The organism is Nocardia sp. PE-7 (genome assembly GCF_030486425.1).
Classification (GTDB): domain Bacteria; phylum Actinomycetota; class Actinomycetes; order Mycobacteriales; family Mycobacteriaceae; genus Nocardia; species Nocardia salmonicida_A.
In genome coordinates this window covers 6,607,084-6,620,451 of sequence record NZ_CP129614.1, presented here as the reverse complement: position 1 = coordinate 6,620,451, position 13,368 = coordinate 6,607,084, and the positions used below count along the sequence as shown (strand labels likewise).

Genomic DNA, 13,368 nt, shown 5'->3' with positions numbered 1-13,368 from the left:
CTGCACTCTCCAGCGGCTCCGCGTAGAGGCAGAGACAGAAAAACGGGCCGGAGCTGAATGCTCCGGCCCGTTCTGCTGATCACGCATGAACATGGGTAACTCACCGGGAACCGGCTAACTCCCCACGCACCTTCCCGCCGGCCGCGTACTCAACCAGACAATCACCTGAGTCCGGCTTGAATACGCGGAGGGGCGGAACAGCTCAGAAGGCGGCTTCGTCCAGGTCCATGATGTCGTTGTCCAGGTTGGCGAGGATCGCGCGGGTGGCGGTCAGCTCGGGCAGGACGTTGCGGGCGAAGAACTGCGCCGAGGCGACCTTGCCGGTGTAGAAGGCGACGTCGGCGCCGGTGGCACCGTTGTCCAGCGCGGTCAGCGCGACCTCGGCCTGGTTCAGCAGCATCCAGCCGATGAACAGGTCGCCGACGGCCATCAGGAAACGCACCGAACCCAGGCCGACCTTGTACAGCTCGGTCGGCTGCTCCTGGGCGCCCATCAGGTGGCCGGTCAGGGTGGCGGCCATGGTCTGCACGTCCTCGAGCGCGGTGGCGAGCAGCTTGCGCTCGCCCTTGAGACGCTCGTTGGCCGAGTCGGACTCCAGGAACTTCTGGATCTGGCCCGCCACGTGGGCCAGGGCCACACCGCGGTCACGCGCGATCTTGCGGAAGAAGAAGTCCTGCGCCTGGATGGCGGTGGTGCCCTCGTAGAGGGAGTCGATCTTCGCGTCGCGGATGTACTGCTCGATCGGGTAGTCCTGCAGGAAGCCCGAGCCACCGAAGGTCTGCAGCGAATCGGTCAGGTACTGGTAGGCGCGCTCGGAGCCGACACCCTTGACGATCGGGAGCAGCAGGTCGTTCACGCGGAACGCGACGTCCTTGTCGGCACCCGAGACGACCTCGGCGATTTCCGGGTTCTGGTGCGCGGCGGTGTAGAGGTAGATCGCGCGCAGGCCCTCGGCGTATGCCTTCTGGGTGGCCAGCGAACGACGCACGTCCGGGTGGTGGGTAATGGTCACGCGAGGCGCGGCCTTGTCGGTCATCTGGGTCAGGTCGGCACCCTGGACGCGGGTCTTGGCGTACTCCAGCGCGTTCAGGTAACCGGTCGACAGGGTCGCGATGGCCTTGGTGCCCACCATCATGCGAGCGTTCTCGATGACGTCGAACATCTGCGCGATGCCGTTGTGCACCTCGCCGACGAGCCAGCCCTTGGCCGGAACGCCGTGGCCGCCGAAGGTGACCTCACAGGTGGCCGAGGCCTTGATGCCCATCTTGTGCTCGACGTTGGTGACGAAGACGCCGTTGCGGTCGCCGTAGGTCTCGGTGTCGAAGTCGAAGTGGGTCTTGGGTACGTAGAACAGCGACAGGCCCTTGGTGCCCGGTCCGGCGCCCTCGGGGCGAGCCAGCACCAGGTGCATGATGTTCTCGAACATGTCGTCGGAGTCACCCGAGGTGATGAAGCGCTTGACACCCTCGATGTGCCAGGTGCCGTCTTCCTGCTTGATCGCCTTGGCGCGGCCCGCGCCGACGTCGGAACCGGCGTCGGGCTCGGTCAGCACCATGGTGGCGCCCCAGTTGCGGTCGGCGATCTTGGCCGCCCACTTCTTCTGCTCGTCGGTGCCGTTGTTGAAGAACACCTGCGCGAAGCCCGCGCCCGCGGCGTACATCTGGATGGGCGGGTTGGCGCCGAGCACCATCTCCGACAGGGCCCACGCCACGGCGGACGGGGCGCCGAGGCCACCGAGCTCCTCGTTCAGCGGGACCTTGGCCCACTCGCCGTCTTCGAGCGCCTTGTAGGACTTCTTGAAGGACTCGGGGATGGCGACGGTGTGGGTGTTCGGGTCGAACACGGGCGGGTTGCGGTCCGCGTCGGCGAAGGACTCGGCCAGCGGGCCTTCGGCCAGGCGGCGGACCTCGGAGAGCATTTCCTTGACGGTGTCGGTGTCCAGGTCGCCGAAGGCGCCTGCGTCGAGCACCTTGTCGATGCCGAGGACCTCGAAGAGGTTGAACTCGAGGTCGCGAACGTTTGCCTTGTAGTGGCCCATGTGAGTACTCACTCTCCATTGAGTTCTGGTGCGGTCGGTGGTGTGCCGTTCCCGCCCGTCGCCGGTTTTCCGCATGCTACTCGCGGGTAACTTATCCGCCATATTACCGGTGGGTAATGGTCTCGGCAAAGGGGTAGGCGGCAATGTGATGTGAAAAACACGCGCGGCTGCGGAATCGTTGCTCGCCGCGACCTCGGGGCTACCGTGAGATGTGCGCATCGAGACGACTGTGGGACCGGCCGAGATCGAGCTCGACGAGGTGCGTGATCCGACGTTCCTGCTGGTGATCACGCATGGATCCGGCGGTGGCGTGGATGCGAAAGATATTCTGGCCGTGCGCGACTCGGCCGTCGCAGCGGGCGGGGCGGTAGCCCGGGTGGTGCAGCCGTATCGGGTTGCCGGGCGGCGGGCGCCGGGAAACGCGGAGAAGCAGGACGAGGCCTGGCTCGAGGTCGTGGCGGCCTTGAGGGCCCGGTTCCCCGAGGTGCCGGTTGTTCAGGGGGGTCGCAGCAACGGGGCGCGGGTGGCGTGCCGGACGGCCGCGGAGGTCGGGGCGAAGGGGGTGATCGCGCTCTCGTTCCCGCTACATCCGCCGGGCAAGCCCGAGAAGAGCAGGCGCGAGGAACTGCTGGCGCCGGGAGACATCGATGTGGTGGTGATCAACGGGGGAAGTGACCCGTTCGGAGTGCCCGACGCCGCCGACGCCGCCGAAGTGCGCGTGATCCCCAAACAGGCGCACTCGTTCCGCACCGGATTCGACGTCATCGGGGCGACCGTGGCTCCCTGGTTCGCCCGCTGGAAGCTGGACGACTGATCACCAGGCCTTCGCGTACACATCGCCCGAGTGGAGAAATCCGCCAGGGCCTGATGATCTTGATCAGTCGGCGGGTTCGGGGAGGGGGCGTTCGGCGATGAGCAAGGAATCTATGGCGTCGGGGCCTTCGGTGGGGCGGAAGACCTCGTGGGCGACGGTGACGGTCAGGGCGTCGCGGGGCAGGTCGGTGCGGAGGTCTTCGGGGGAGAAGAGGATTTCGGGTTCCTGCGGGCCGCCGTAGCCGTCGGTGATGTTGCGGGTGGCGTGACCGAGGATCAGGAGCATGCCGCCGGGGGCGAGCATGTCGGACAGTTGGTGCAGCAGGGTGCGGCGCTCGTCGGCGGGGAGGTGGACGAAGACCATCAGGATCAGTTCGAAGGGGCCGGTGATGTCGGCGGCTGCGAGCTCGGTGATGTCGGCTGTCTGCCACTGCACCCGGGAGCGGACCGAGCGCGACAGGCGAGCGGCGACGGTTCTGCCCTTGTCGATCCCCACCTGGGAGAAGTCGACGGCGGTCACCTGCCAGCCATGGGTAGCGAGCCAGAGCGCGTGGCGGCCTTCGCCGCAGGCCAGGTCGAGAGCCCGTGGCAGCGAAGGCGCCACCCCTGATTCGTCGGGGAGCAGGGGGATTCTGCGGTCGAGGCCGTACACATGTTCGACGACGGTGCTGTTCGGCGGTGCGCCCCAAACCAATTCGCTGCGCGCATACCGCGCATCCCAATCCGCCGCGTCCATGAGTCGAGTGTAGGACCGGCGAACGATGTCAGAGGGTGGTGCGCATCAATACGACGTTGTATTGGGTGTGGATGGTCGTCATGAAGTACAGGTCGCGGCCGGTTTGGTACGGGAAGATCGACGGGGCGTACGCGGTGGGGAGTTCACGGGCGTCGATCAGGACTTCGGGAGCGCTCCACGGGCCCGCGGGAGACGCCGCGCGGCGCATCACGATGGAGTTGAACGGGTCGGTGGTGAGGGAGATGAACTGGCCGAGGTACTCGTTGTACATCACCGAGAGTTCGCCGACGCCGCCCATGATGGGGGCCGCCGCGTTCACGTCGTTGAGCTTCCAGTCGTGGCCGTCCCAGTACTCGTAGGCGGCGAGGTTCTCGATCTGGGCTTCGGGGACGCGGGCGATGAATGCCTCGTTGTTGCGGCCGGCGCGGGTGCCGTACTCGTAGACGAAGCCGCCGTCCTTCACGAAGCTGTTCATCTGGAAGTTGGCGTTGCCACCCTCGTCGGGACGGCGGGTGTGGCCGAGATCGGCCCAGGTCTCGCCGTTGTCGGCCGAGGCGGCGAGGCCGGAGAAGCTCGTGGTCCATTCACCGGGGGCGTCCCAGGTCTTCACCGACATCAGCGACATGTACTGCACGCCGTTGGCCGAGATGCCCGCGGTGGGGATGCGGCTGATCTCGAGGAAGGGGATCTTGGGGCTGGGGATCAGGTCGCGCGCCTGGCCGATGACATCGCGCACGACACTGTCGAACATCACCCCGTCGGCCGGGTTCTGATCGTGGCTGCGGACCAGGATGTTGGACCGCCACGCCCAGGTGCTGCCCGCGAGCAGGTTGGGGAAGCCGATGCCCGCGGTGTCGCCGAAGGCGGTGAGCATCTCGCCGCGCCCGTTGTCCCACATGATGCCAAGGTCGGTGCCGAGGACGTTGTAGTTCTGGGTGTTGTTGGGGCTGGCCATGCCCGTGACTTGGAAGACCGCCTGGGTGCGTCCGTGCAGGACGGGCAGGCCGTGGGTGCCGTTGAGGACGGGAATCGGGTTGATGGCGTTCGGGTTCGCCACGGCGGGAGGCGCGGCGCTCACGAGCAAGGCCGTGGTACCTGCGAGTGCGGACAGCAGGAGGGATCCGGTCTTGTTCACAGGTGTTCGAGCCTCCGGGTCAGGCCGAAATCCGGGAACGTCGCGGCTTTTCCGTCACGTACCACTCTTCGGCTGGTCAGCGAATCGAAGCGATGCTAACAGCCGCTAACAGTGATGTGCGGTACATACCTTGGGTAGCCGACATGAATTTGCAGGTGGATTGCTTGTCAGTCGCTACTACTCATGGCCTTGTGCAGGAGCAATGGCAGTTGGGCGAGCCGCTCGGCGGCGAAGGTCGCACGGGAACCGCGGTGCCACGAGCGGTCGATCAGGTGCTTGGCGGCGGCCACAGCGGAGCGGTCGCGGGCGGTGACGCGGTCGGCGAGGGCCTGCGCGGCCTCGAGCGGGTCGTCGGCGACGTCGGTGATCAGGCCGATTCGCAGCGCGTAGTCGGCGTCGATCGAGTCGGCTGTCATCGCCAACAGCTTGGCCTGGTCGATGCCGATGAGCTGTGACAATGCGGCCGGGCCCGTCATGTCGGGAATCAGGCCGTGGGCGACTTCCATGACCGAGAATTCGGCTGTGGGGGCGGCGATCCGGAAGTCGGCGGCCAGTGCGATCTGGAGGCCGCCGCCGAAGCAGCGTCCGTGGATCGCGGCGATCACCGGGACGTCGAGTCGGCGCCAGGCCCAACAGGCTTCCTGGAAGGTATTGGTGCCGCGCAGTGGCCGCGGGAGGAATTCTTTGACGATAGCCACCGGATTGCGAGTGGCGGCGGCGATATCGAGTCCGCTACTGAAACTCGGACCGTTTCCGGAGAGGATAACGGCGCGGGTTGTCTTGTGGTCGGCCACTTTTCGTGCCGCCTCGACAAGATCGCGAAGCATTTCCAGGGTGAGTCCGTTGTGTTTGCCGGGCCTGTTCAATTCGACATAGGCGCGGTCGTTGTCGAAGCGGACGGTGATGTGGTCTCCCATATCGCTATCTTACTCGTGAGTCAGTTCGAGTGGGTGGCCCCGCGGACGACGGTGCGGCATGATCCGAACGCATCGCGCGTCATTCGATGCGCGACGATCGAAAGGACTCACCGAATGCGGATCTGTCTGATGGCTGCGGCGCTGCTCGCGCTGCCGGTGCTGGCGGCCTGCGGCAGCGGCGACGAAGCACCGGCGGTTACTCAGGCCGAGCTGTCGAAGTCGTTGCAGGACAAGGGGTTGAGTAACCCCGCGCTGGCCGACTGCGCCGCACAGGTGTTCCTCGATTCGGGGATGTCGCAGGAGGGGCTGCGGGTGATGGTGTCGAACGCGAAGTCCGACGATCCGGCCAAGCTGCTCAGCGAGGGCGACGCGGCCAAGGTGAGCTCGGCGCAGTCGAAGATCGCCGCGGATTGCGTACGCGTGGGGAGCTGATCGGAGCCCGTATCGATCGCGTCGATTCAAACCCTCGTCGGGGTCGGCTGCCGGTGTTGCACTGGAACAGCCGACGACGAGGAGGAACTGCCCGTGACCACGGAGAGAATCGCCGACCAGGTCTCGTTCGCCTACTGGGTGCCCAACGTCAGTGGCGGGCTGGTGACCAGCGATATCGAGCAACGCACCAGCTGGGATTTCGACTACAACAAGAAGCTCGCCCAGACCGCGGAGCGCAACGGTTTCGACTACGCGCTCACCCAGGTGCGCTACACCGCGTCCTACGGCGCCGAGTTCCAGCACGAGTCGACCTCGTTCAGCCTCGCGCTGCTGGCCGCCACCGAGCGGCTCAAGGTCATCGCCGCCATCCATCCTGGACTGTGGCATCCCGCGGTGCTGGCCAAGTTCGGCGCCACGGCCGACCACCTGTCCGGGGGCCGGTTCGCGATCAATGTGGTGTCGGGCTGGTTCGCCGGTGAGTTCAAGGCGCTGGGCGAGCCGTGGCTCGAACACGACGAGCGGTACCGGCGCAGCGCCGAGTTCCTCGAGGTGATCCGCAAGATCTGGACCGAGGACGCGGTGAACTACGGCGGCGACTTCTACCGGATCCGCGACTTCACCCTGAAGCCGAAGCCGCTCAATACCCCCGAACGGCCCAATCCCGAACTGTTCCAAGGTGGTAACTCCACGGCGGCGCGGCGCAACGGTGGCCGCCACGCGGACTGGTACTTCTCCAACGGCAAGGACTTCGACGGCGTCACAGAGCAATTGGACGATCTGCGCGAGGTCGCCAGGGAAAACGATCGTGAGGTGAAGTTCGGGCTCAACGGGTTCATCATCGCCCGCGACACCGAGAAGGAAGCGCGCGACACCTTGCGCGAGATCGTCGAGAAGGCGAACAAGCCTGCGGTGCAAGGGTTCCGCGACGCGGTACAGCAGGCGGGCGCGTCCACCGGTGATCGCAAGGGCATGTGGGCCGATTCCACGTTCGAGGATCTGGTTCAGTACAACGACGGCTTCCGGACGGGGCTCATCGGCACGCCCGAGCAGATCGCCGAGCGGATCGTGGCCTACCGGGCGCTCGGCGTCGACCTGATTCTGGCCGGGTTCCTGCACTTCCAGGAAGAGGTCGAATATTTCGGCGCCAAGGTGCTGCCGCTGGTGCGTGAACTGGAGGCCGCCGCGACGCCGGTCGCGGCGGGACGCTGATGACGGTGGTGACCGCTGAGCGGATCGCCACGGCCGACCAGGCGGTGCGGATCGCGGCCGAGTTGGCCGAGGTGTTCGCCGCTGGTGCCGCCGAGCGCGATCTCTCGCGTCGGCTGCCGCACGAGGAGCTGGATCAGCTCTCGGCCAGTGGCTTGCTCGCGATCACCGTGCCCGCCGAATTCGGTGGCGCCGACCTACCGCCCAGCGTGGTCGCCGAAGTAGTGCGGATCCTGGCCGCGGCCGATCCGAATATCGCGCAGGTGCCGCACAGTCACTTCGTGTATCTGAATCTGTTGCGGCTGGCGGGAACTCGGGCGCAGCAGCGCGACTACTTCGGCAAGGTGCTCGCGGGGGCGCGGATCGCCAACGCGCAGTCCGAACGCAGTGGGACGACGGTTGCCGAGATCGCGACAGTGCTGCGGCCGGTCGATGGTGCGGCCGGGCGGTTCGTCGTCGAGGGGACGAAGTTCTATTGCACCGGGTCGCTGTTCGCCGATGTGCTCGCGGTGTTGACCAGACTCGATGATCCACAGGGCATTTCGGGGCTCGAGGCCGGGGAGTACGTGGCCTTCGTGCCCGCGCTCGAGCCCGGCGTGCGGATCGTCGACGACTGGGATGCGCTGGGGCAGCGGACAACCGGCAGCGGGACGGTCGAGTTCGACGCGGTGGAGGTCGGGCACGAGCAACTGGTCTCGCGGGCGTCCGCGGTCAACGCGCCGACCGGGTACGGCGCGTTCGCCCAGCTCCTGCACGCCGCCATCGACGCGGGTATCGCGCACGGCGCTTTGCAGGCGGCGGCGGAATTCGTCCGGACGCGTAGCAGGCCCTGGTTCGAGGCCCAGGTAGCGAACGCGTCAGACGACCCGCTCGTGGTGCAGCGGTTCGGCGAACTGGCTGTTGCCGTCGCGGCCGCCGAATCGACGCTGATCGTCGCGGGTGCGGCGGTCGACGCGGCGGTGCGGCCCGGGGTGATCGCGGACGGCGAGGATCCGGGGGCGCACCTCGAGAGCGCGGGCGCGCGGGCATCCATCGCCGTCGCGACGGCCAAGATCCTCGCCGACCGTGCTGCGAACGAGGTGTCCGCGGCGATATTCGAAGTGGGCGGCACCCGCAGCGCCGCGTCCGAGCACCGGCTCGACCATTTCTGGCGCAACGCGCGCACCCACACACTGCACGACCCGGTTCGCTGGAAATACCAGCACATCGGACGGGCCGTTCTGCACAACCGACCGCCGCCACTGCACGGCGTCATCTAGAACCACCACGCGAGACAAGGACAGCCCATGACAGTGACGGTCGTCGTCGGAAACCCGAAACCCGCTTCGCGCACCCTCGCCGCGGCGGTGCAGGTCGCGCGGGCACTTCGCCCCGATGCCGAGCCGCAGGTGATCGACCTGGTCACCCTCGGGCCCGGCCTGCTCGGCTGGGGTGACCCGGCGGTGACGGCGGCCGCGAAAACCGTCGCGACCTCCGAACTCGTCGTGTTCGCCAGTCCGACCTTCAAGGCCACCTACACCGGGCTGCTGAAGCTGTTCCTCGAACAGTTCGACGGCGGTACCGGCCTGGCCGGTGTGGTGACCGTGCCGGTGATGCTCGGCGCGGGTCCGACCCACGCGTTGGCACCCGATCTGCTGCTCAAGCCCGTGCTGGTGGAGATCGGTGGCACCGCCGCGCTGCCCGGGCTCTATCTGTCCGACCGGACTTTCGGTGAGGACGGCGTCATCGAGGAATACGCCCGGCGATGGGGACCCGTCGCCGCGGCACTGACAGACCCGGCCGTGCGGCCGGTGGAGGCAACGAATCATGCATGAGCTCTTGGAATTTCCCGCCGACGGCAACGGCTTACGCCGCGCCTTCGCCAACTTCCCCAGTGGCGTGGTGGCCGTGTGCGCCGAGATCGACGGCGTCCCACACGGTTTGGCGGTGAGCACCTTCGTGCCCGTCTCCCTCGATCCGCCGCTCGTGTCGTTCTGCGTGCAGAACTCGTCGTCGACCTGGCCCAAGCTGGCAGGCGCGGGCCACCTCGGCCTGAGTCTGCTCGGCACCGACCAGCAGGCCGCGGCCAAGGCGCTCGGCGCCCGCAACGGCGACCGTTTCCGCGAGACCGCCCTGCACCGGGGTACCGGCGAGGCGGTGTTCATCGACGGCGCGACAGCCTGGATCGAAGGGGTGCCGGAAACGCAGGTCAGCGCGGGCGATCATCTCGTGGTGATCCTGCGCGTGAATCGTGTCGCCGCACGGGAGGACATCGATCCACTGGTGTTCCACGGCAGCAAGTTCCGGACTCTGCACACGGGCTGAACCCCGTCGCGACGACGAAGGCTCCGGATCACTCGATCCGGAGCCTTCGTCGGGTTCAGGACGGGCGTTGATCGGTTACCCGGCCGCGGACGAAGAGCACCAACAGGTAACCGCTGATGATGACGATCATCGTGAACAGGCCCGCGGCTTGCAGGAAGCCGCCCGAGGAGGCGTCGGTGGCGACCTCGTCGACGCCGCCGGTGGCGAGCATCGTGGTCGGGTCGGTCAGGCCGTGCATCACCATCGCACCCAGCAGGAATCCGGTCACTCGCATCGTCAGGTACATCAGTACGCCGAACGAGAAGGTGTAGAGGATGGTGGGGCCGACTACCTTGATCGACTGTCCGCCGAGCAGGTTGGTGCTGTGCGACAGCGCGAAGGCGAGCGAGGTCAGGGCCGCTACCACCAACTCGCCGTGGCCCGCCTCACGCAGCATCTTGACCCCGAACCCGCGGTAGGTCAGTTCCTCGACGAAGCCGACCAGCAATCCGGTGACGAGCATGAGCGCGACGATGTCGGCCTGATGCCTGCCCCAGTCGATCCCGAGCACGCGCAGCACGATCGGTATCCCGACGATCACCGGCGCGATCCACATCCACTTCGAACGGTAGATCGGCTGTCGTCCGTACAACTCCCGATTCCAGCCCAGATAAGCGGAGAACGCAGCCAGGACAATGGCTCCGACGATCAGTGCCGCGGTGACCTGGACGAACACACTGCCCAGGCTGCTCAGCAGATCATCATCGACGTAGTGCCCGCCGACGCGACCGATCACGAAGCCCGCGGCGAGGTAGATCGCGAGATAGACGACGACAAAGGCGAGAAAACGCCAGAATCCGCCGCGATTCATGAACCCTCGTAGGCCGCGTTGTTCCTGCGACACAGGCACCGTATCGGTCATTTCGACTCCATGCTCTAAGGGAGAAGGCCGAGCAGGACCACGGTATGTGATGCGTCTTCCGACAGTGGGGATTTCACCAGCGAGTCAGGACGGGCCGTCACGTCGCCGGCGAACCATTGAAACAACGAAAGACCCCAGGCGACTGAGGTCTTTCGTGTTGAGCCGATGACGGGAATCGAACCCGCGCCATCTGCTTGGGAAGCAGAAGTTCTACCATTGAACTACATCGGCAGTGCGCTGTTGGGCGCGTTCGCGACTCTATCAGACCTCTCGCCGGGTGAGGCAAGTGTTGGTGCGTCTGCGCTGCCGGCCGGTGGGCCGGCGGGGTCGCTCGCTGGGCGGAGCCGCAGGGGTGGGGGTTCTACCTGGGGTGCAGCTGCCTACACTGGGCCGGTGCTGCTCTCCGATCGTGACATCAGGGCCGAGATCGCCGCGGGGCGGCTCGGCGTCGAGCCGATGCTCGAGTCGATGGTTCAGCCGTCGAGTATCGACGTGCGCCTCGACGGGCTGTTCCGGGTGTTCGACAACAGTCGCTACACCCATATCGATCCAGCGCAGCAGCAGGACGAGCTGACCAGCCTGGTGGAGCCGAAGCCGGGGGAGCCGTTCGTGCTGCATCCGGGGGAGTTCGTGCTCGGGTCGACGCTCGAGGTGTGCTCGCTGCCCGACGATCTGGCGGGGCGGCTGGAGGGTAAGTCGAGTCTGGGGCGGCTCGGGCTGCTCACGCATTCGACGGCGGGGTTCATCGATCCGGGGTTCAGTGGGCACATCACCCTGGAGCTGTCGAACGTGGCGAATCTGCCGATCACGCTGTGGCCGGGGATGAAGATCGGGCAGCTGTGCCTGATCCGGCTGTCGAGCCCGGCCGAGCACCCGTACGGCAGTGCGAAAGCCGGGTCGAAGTATCAGAATCAGCGGGGGCCGACGCCGTCGCGATCGTACCTCAACTTTCCCCTCTCGCCCGATTCCTTGAGCGCGGTCGAGACGCGCTGAGGGCCTGCCGCTACCGCGGTACGCAGCACCAGTGACAGGGCGGGCAGGGTGTCGCCGCCACCCGACGGCGGGCGCACCCAGTGGCAACCCTCGCGGCTCCAGCGACCCAGATTGGTCGGCAGCATCACGGCGCTGCCGATGCCGGGGATATCGATATCGAGCCCCGCGAGCTCGGCGGCCTCTTCCTCGGAGGGCCGGGCGTCGGGTGTGGCGAGCACGCTCCAGCGGATCTGGCGTGCCAGCACCGGACCCTCACAGCGTTGCTCGCGCAGCGCCGTGAGCACCTTCTCGGCGCGCGTGGTAGGCAGATGCACCACACAGAGCCGATCGGTGATCGGCAGCATCACAAAGCCGCCGCGCTCGCGGACGGGTAGCCGGAATTCGCGCTGGTAACACTGCACCCAGTCGTCGACAGTTCTGGCTTCCACGTTTCCAGAATCCCCCATATAGGAGGGCGTGACCACTGCCCCGCACCGCCCTTTCACTGCCTCTGACAACCGATTCCGCGAACTTGTGGTGTGTCTCACTGTCACGCTCGTACTCTGGAGGGAGTTGTTCGTCGGATGAGGTGACGCCGTGGTCGGAGAGTGGACAGGGAGAGAGGCCAGAGCTCTTCGCGATGCCAAACGAATGAGCATCCGGGAGTTCGCGGCCCATCTCGGTGTGCACGAACGACTGGTGTCGAAATGGGAAGCCGGTGGGGTGCGGGTGCGCCCACGTCCGGTGAACCAGGCGGCGCTCGATACGTCACTGGCTCGCTCCGATGACGTTGTGCGCGCGCGATTCTCGACCCTGCTGGCGCCCGCGGGTGATGCCGACCTGCTCGCGTTCGTCGATGCGGGAACTGTCAAAGGTGCTGTCCCCGAGGTGTTGTCGGAGAGGGAGTTGATCATGGCGGCTGCGCACGAGGCCAGCGAACACGCGGCCGCCGCGGAGGGCACGAATGTGGGGGCGACGACGTTGGCCCAGCTCGACGCCGATGTCCGGCGCATCGCCAACGAATACGTTCATGCCGCACCGGCGCCGATGATGGTGGAGATGCTGCGGGTGCGCAGGCGGGTGTACCGACTACTCGACGGGCAGCAGAAGCCGGTCGACACCAGCCACCTATATCTGTTGGCCGGTACGTTGTCGGGGCTGTTGGCCAACGCGAGTACCGACCTGGGCTATCTCGATGCCGCGGGCGAACAGATCAGGGCCGCTTGGGCTTACGCGGAACTGAGCGGGCACAACGGGTTACGCGCGTGGACCCGTGGCATGCACGCCCTGATCGAGAACTGGTCCGACCGGCCGCGCAACGCCGTCCAATTAGCCCGCAGTGGACAGGAATTCGCGGGTCCGGGGTTGGGGCGGGTGCGGTTGCTCAATATCGAGGCGAGGGTGTGGGCGCGGCTCGGCAGCGATGCCGAGACCGACCGGTGCCTGCGCGCGGCCGAAGTGGCGGCCGGTGACCGCCGCGACGAGCTGCACGACGAGATCGGCGGGGTGTTCGGGTTCGGTCCGCCCAAGGCCGCCTACTACGCGGGCGCCACCTGCATTCAGCTCGGCCGCGCCGAACAGGCACTGGCCGCCACCGAACGCGCCATCACCCTCTACTCGAGCGGCCCGCCGCTACAACGTTCCTACGGCGCCGAATCGCTGGCCCGCGTCGACAACGCGGCCGCCCACCTCATCAACGGCAGCATCGACGGCGCCGCCGACGCCCTGCGACCGGTCCTCGACCTTCCCGAGGACAAACGCATCGCCCAGCTGAGCGAGCGCCTCGTGGGCCTGCGCCGCCGCATCGCCGCCCCGACCTATCGCGACGCGGTGGAAGCGCGCGGACTCGACGAACGCATCGAGGAATTCTGTGTCGCGACCGCCGCGCTGGCCGGTCACCCGCGACCGTAGAGG

The 13,368-nt window shown here is 66.8% G+C and carries 14 protein-coding genes and 1 tRNA gene; 8 read left to right on the top strand and 7 right to left on the bottom strand.

All coding sequences use genetic code 11. The annotated features are described in order from the left end of the window. Positions 1–202: 202 nt before the first annotated feature. Entirely contained in the window at positions 203–2,038 is a 1,836-nt protein-coding gene (locus tag QX204_RS31010; protein ID WP_301908163.1) for an acyl-CoA dehydrogenase, read from the bottom strand. A 211-nt stretch (positions 2,039–2,249) separates the two neighbouring features. Here QX204_RS31010 and QX204_RS31005 point away from each other — a divergent pair, with 211 nt between their 5' ends. Beyond that, positions 2,250–2,852, top strand: coding sequence for an alpha/beta hydrolase family protein (locus QX204_RS31005; protein WP_301904008.1), 603 nt, complete (start codon positions 2,250–2,252; stop codon positions 2,850–2,852). A 63-nt stretch (positions 2,853–2,915) separates the two neighbouring features. On the opposite strand, the gene QX204_RS31000 is transcribed toward QX204_RS31005, so the two are convergent. The 3 genes from QX204_RS31000 to QX204_RS30990 all read right to left on the bottom strand — a co-directional run bounded on the left by QX204_RS31000 (position 2,916) and on the right by QX204_RS30990 (position 5,639). After that, entirely contained in the window at positions 2,916–3,587 is a 672-nt protein-coding gene (locus QX204_RS31000; RefSeq protein WP_301904007.1) for a class I SAM-dependent methyltransferase, read from the bottom strand. 28 nt (positions 3,588–3,615) lie between these two features. Then, the gene (locus QX204_RS30995; protein WP_301904006.1) at positions 3,616–4,722 is read right to left on the bottom strand and encodes a glycoside hydrolase family 183 protein; all 1,107 of its coding nucleotides are present in this window, start codon (positions 4,720–4,722) and stop codon (positions 3,616–3,618) included. 167 nt (positions 4,723–4,889) lie between these two features. Further along, positions 4,890–5,639, bottom strand: coding sequence for a crotonase/enoyl-CoA hydratase family protein (locus QX204_RS30990; protein WP_301904005.1), 750 nt, complete (start codon positions 5,637–5,639; stop codon positions 4,890–4,892). Positions 5,640–5,753: 114 nt separating this feature from the next. Between QX204_RS30990 and QX204_RS30985 the strand changes: the two genes are divergently transcribed. From QX204_RS30985 to QX204_RS30965, 5 genes are all read left to right on the top strand, one after another. Beyond that, on the top strand, positions 5,754–6,071 hold the full coding sequence (locus tag QX204_RS30985) for a hypothetical protein (RefSeq protein ID WP_301904004.1): 318 nt from the start codon (positions 5,754–5,756) through the stop codon (positions 6,069–6,071). A 93-nt stretch (positions 6,072–6,164) separates the two neighbouring features. After that, complete coding sequence (gene sfnG, locus QX204_RS30980) at positions 6,165–7,280, top strand: dimethylsulfone monooxygenase SfnG (RefSeq protein WP_301904003.1); 1,116 nt, start codon at positions 6,165–6,167, stop codon at positions 7,278–7,280. After that, positions 7,280–8,536: an SfnB family sulfur acquisition oxidoreductase gene (locus tag QX204_RS30975; protein WP_301904002.1), complete on the top strand. Its 1,257-nt coding sequence runs from the start codon at positions 7,280–7,282 to the stop codon at positions 8,534–8,536. The genes sfnG and QX204_RS30975 overlap by 1 nt, the downstream gene beginning before the upstream one ends. A 27-nt stretch (positions 8,537–8,563) precedes the next feature. Next, a complete protein-coding gene (locus QX204_RS30970; RefSeq protein WP_301904001.1) occupies positions 8,564–9,091 on the top strand; it encodes an NADPH-dependent FMN reductase in 528 nt (175 codons plus the stop codon). Then, positions 9,084–9,581 carry a flavin reductase family protein gene (locus QX204_RS30965; protein ID WP_056823586.1) on the top strand — a complete coding sequence of 166 codons (498 nt, stop codon included), beginning with the start codon at positions 9,084–9,086 and terminating at the stop codon, positions 9,579–9,581. Before QX204_RS30970 ends, QX204_RS30965 begins: the two co-directional genes overlap by 8 nt. Positions 9,582–9,636: 55 nt before the next feature. Here the strand turns inward: QX204_RS30965 and QX204_RS30960 are convergent, their stop codons facing one another. Then, positions 9,637–10,482 (bottom strand): CPBP family intramembrane glutamic endopeptidase, encoded by an 846-nt coding sequence (locus QX204_RS30960; RefSeq protein WP_301904000.1) that lies wholly within the window; start codon positions 10,480–10,482, stop codon positions 9,637–9,639. 160 nt (positions 10,483–10,642) lie between these two features. Continuing rightward, positions 10,643–10,713 (bottom strand) — tRNA-Gly (locus QX204_RS30955). Between the two features lie 162 nt (positions 10,714–10,875). Between QX204_RS30955 and dcd the strand changes: the two genes are divergently transcribed. Then, positions 10,876–11,475, top strand: a complete 600-nt coding sequence (dcd, locus tag QX204_RS30950) for a dCTP deaminase (RefSeq protein ID WP_056823535.1) — start codon at positions 10,876–10,878, stop codon at positions 11,473–11,475. Here dcd and QX204_RS30945 read toward each other — a convergent pair. After that, positions 11,394–11,903, bottom strand: a complete 510-nt coding sequence (locus tag QX204_RS30945; RefSeq protein WP_301903999.1) for a hypothetical protein — start codon at positions 11,901–11,903, stop codon at positions 11,394–11,396. The genes dcd and QX204_RS30945 overlap by 82 nt on opposite strands. A 202-nt stretch (positions 11,904–12,105) precedes the next feature. On the opposite strand from QX204_RS30945, the gene QX204_RS30940 reads away from it, so the two are divergent. Beyond that, positions 12,106–13,365: a helix-turn-helix domain-containing protein gene (locus QX204_RS30940; protein WP_301903998.1), complete on the top strand. Its 1,260-nt coding sequence runs from the start codon at positions 12,106–12,108 to the stop codon at positions 13,363–13,365. Positions 13,366–13,368 lie beyond the last annotated feature (3 nt).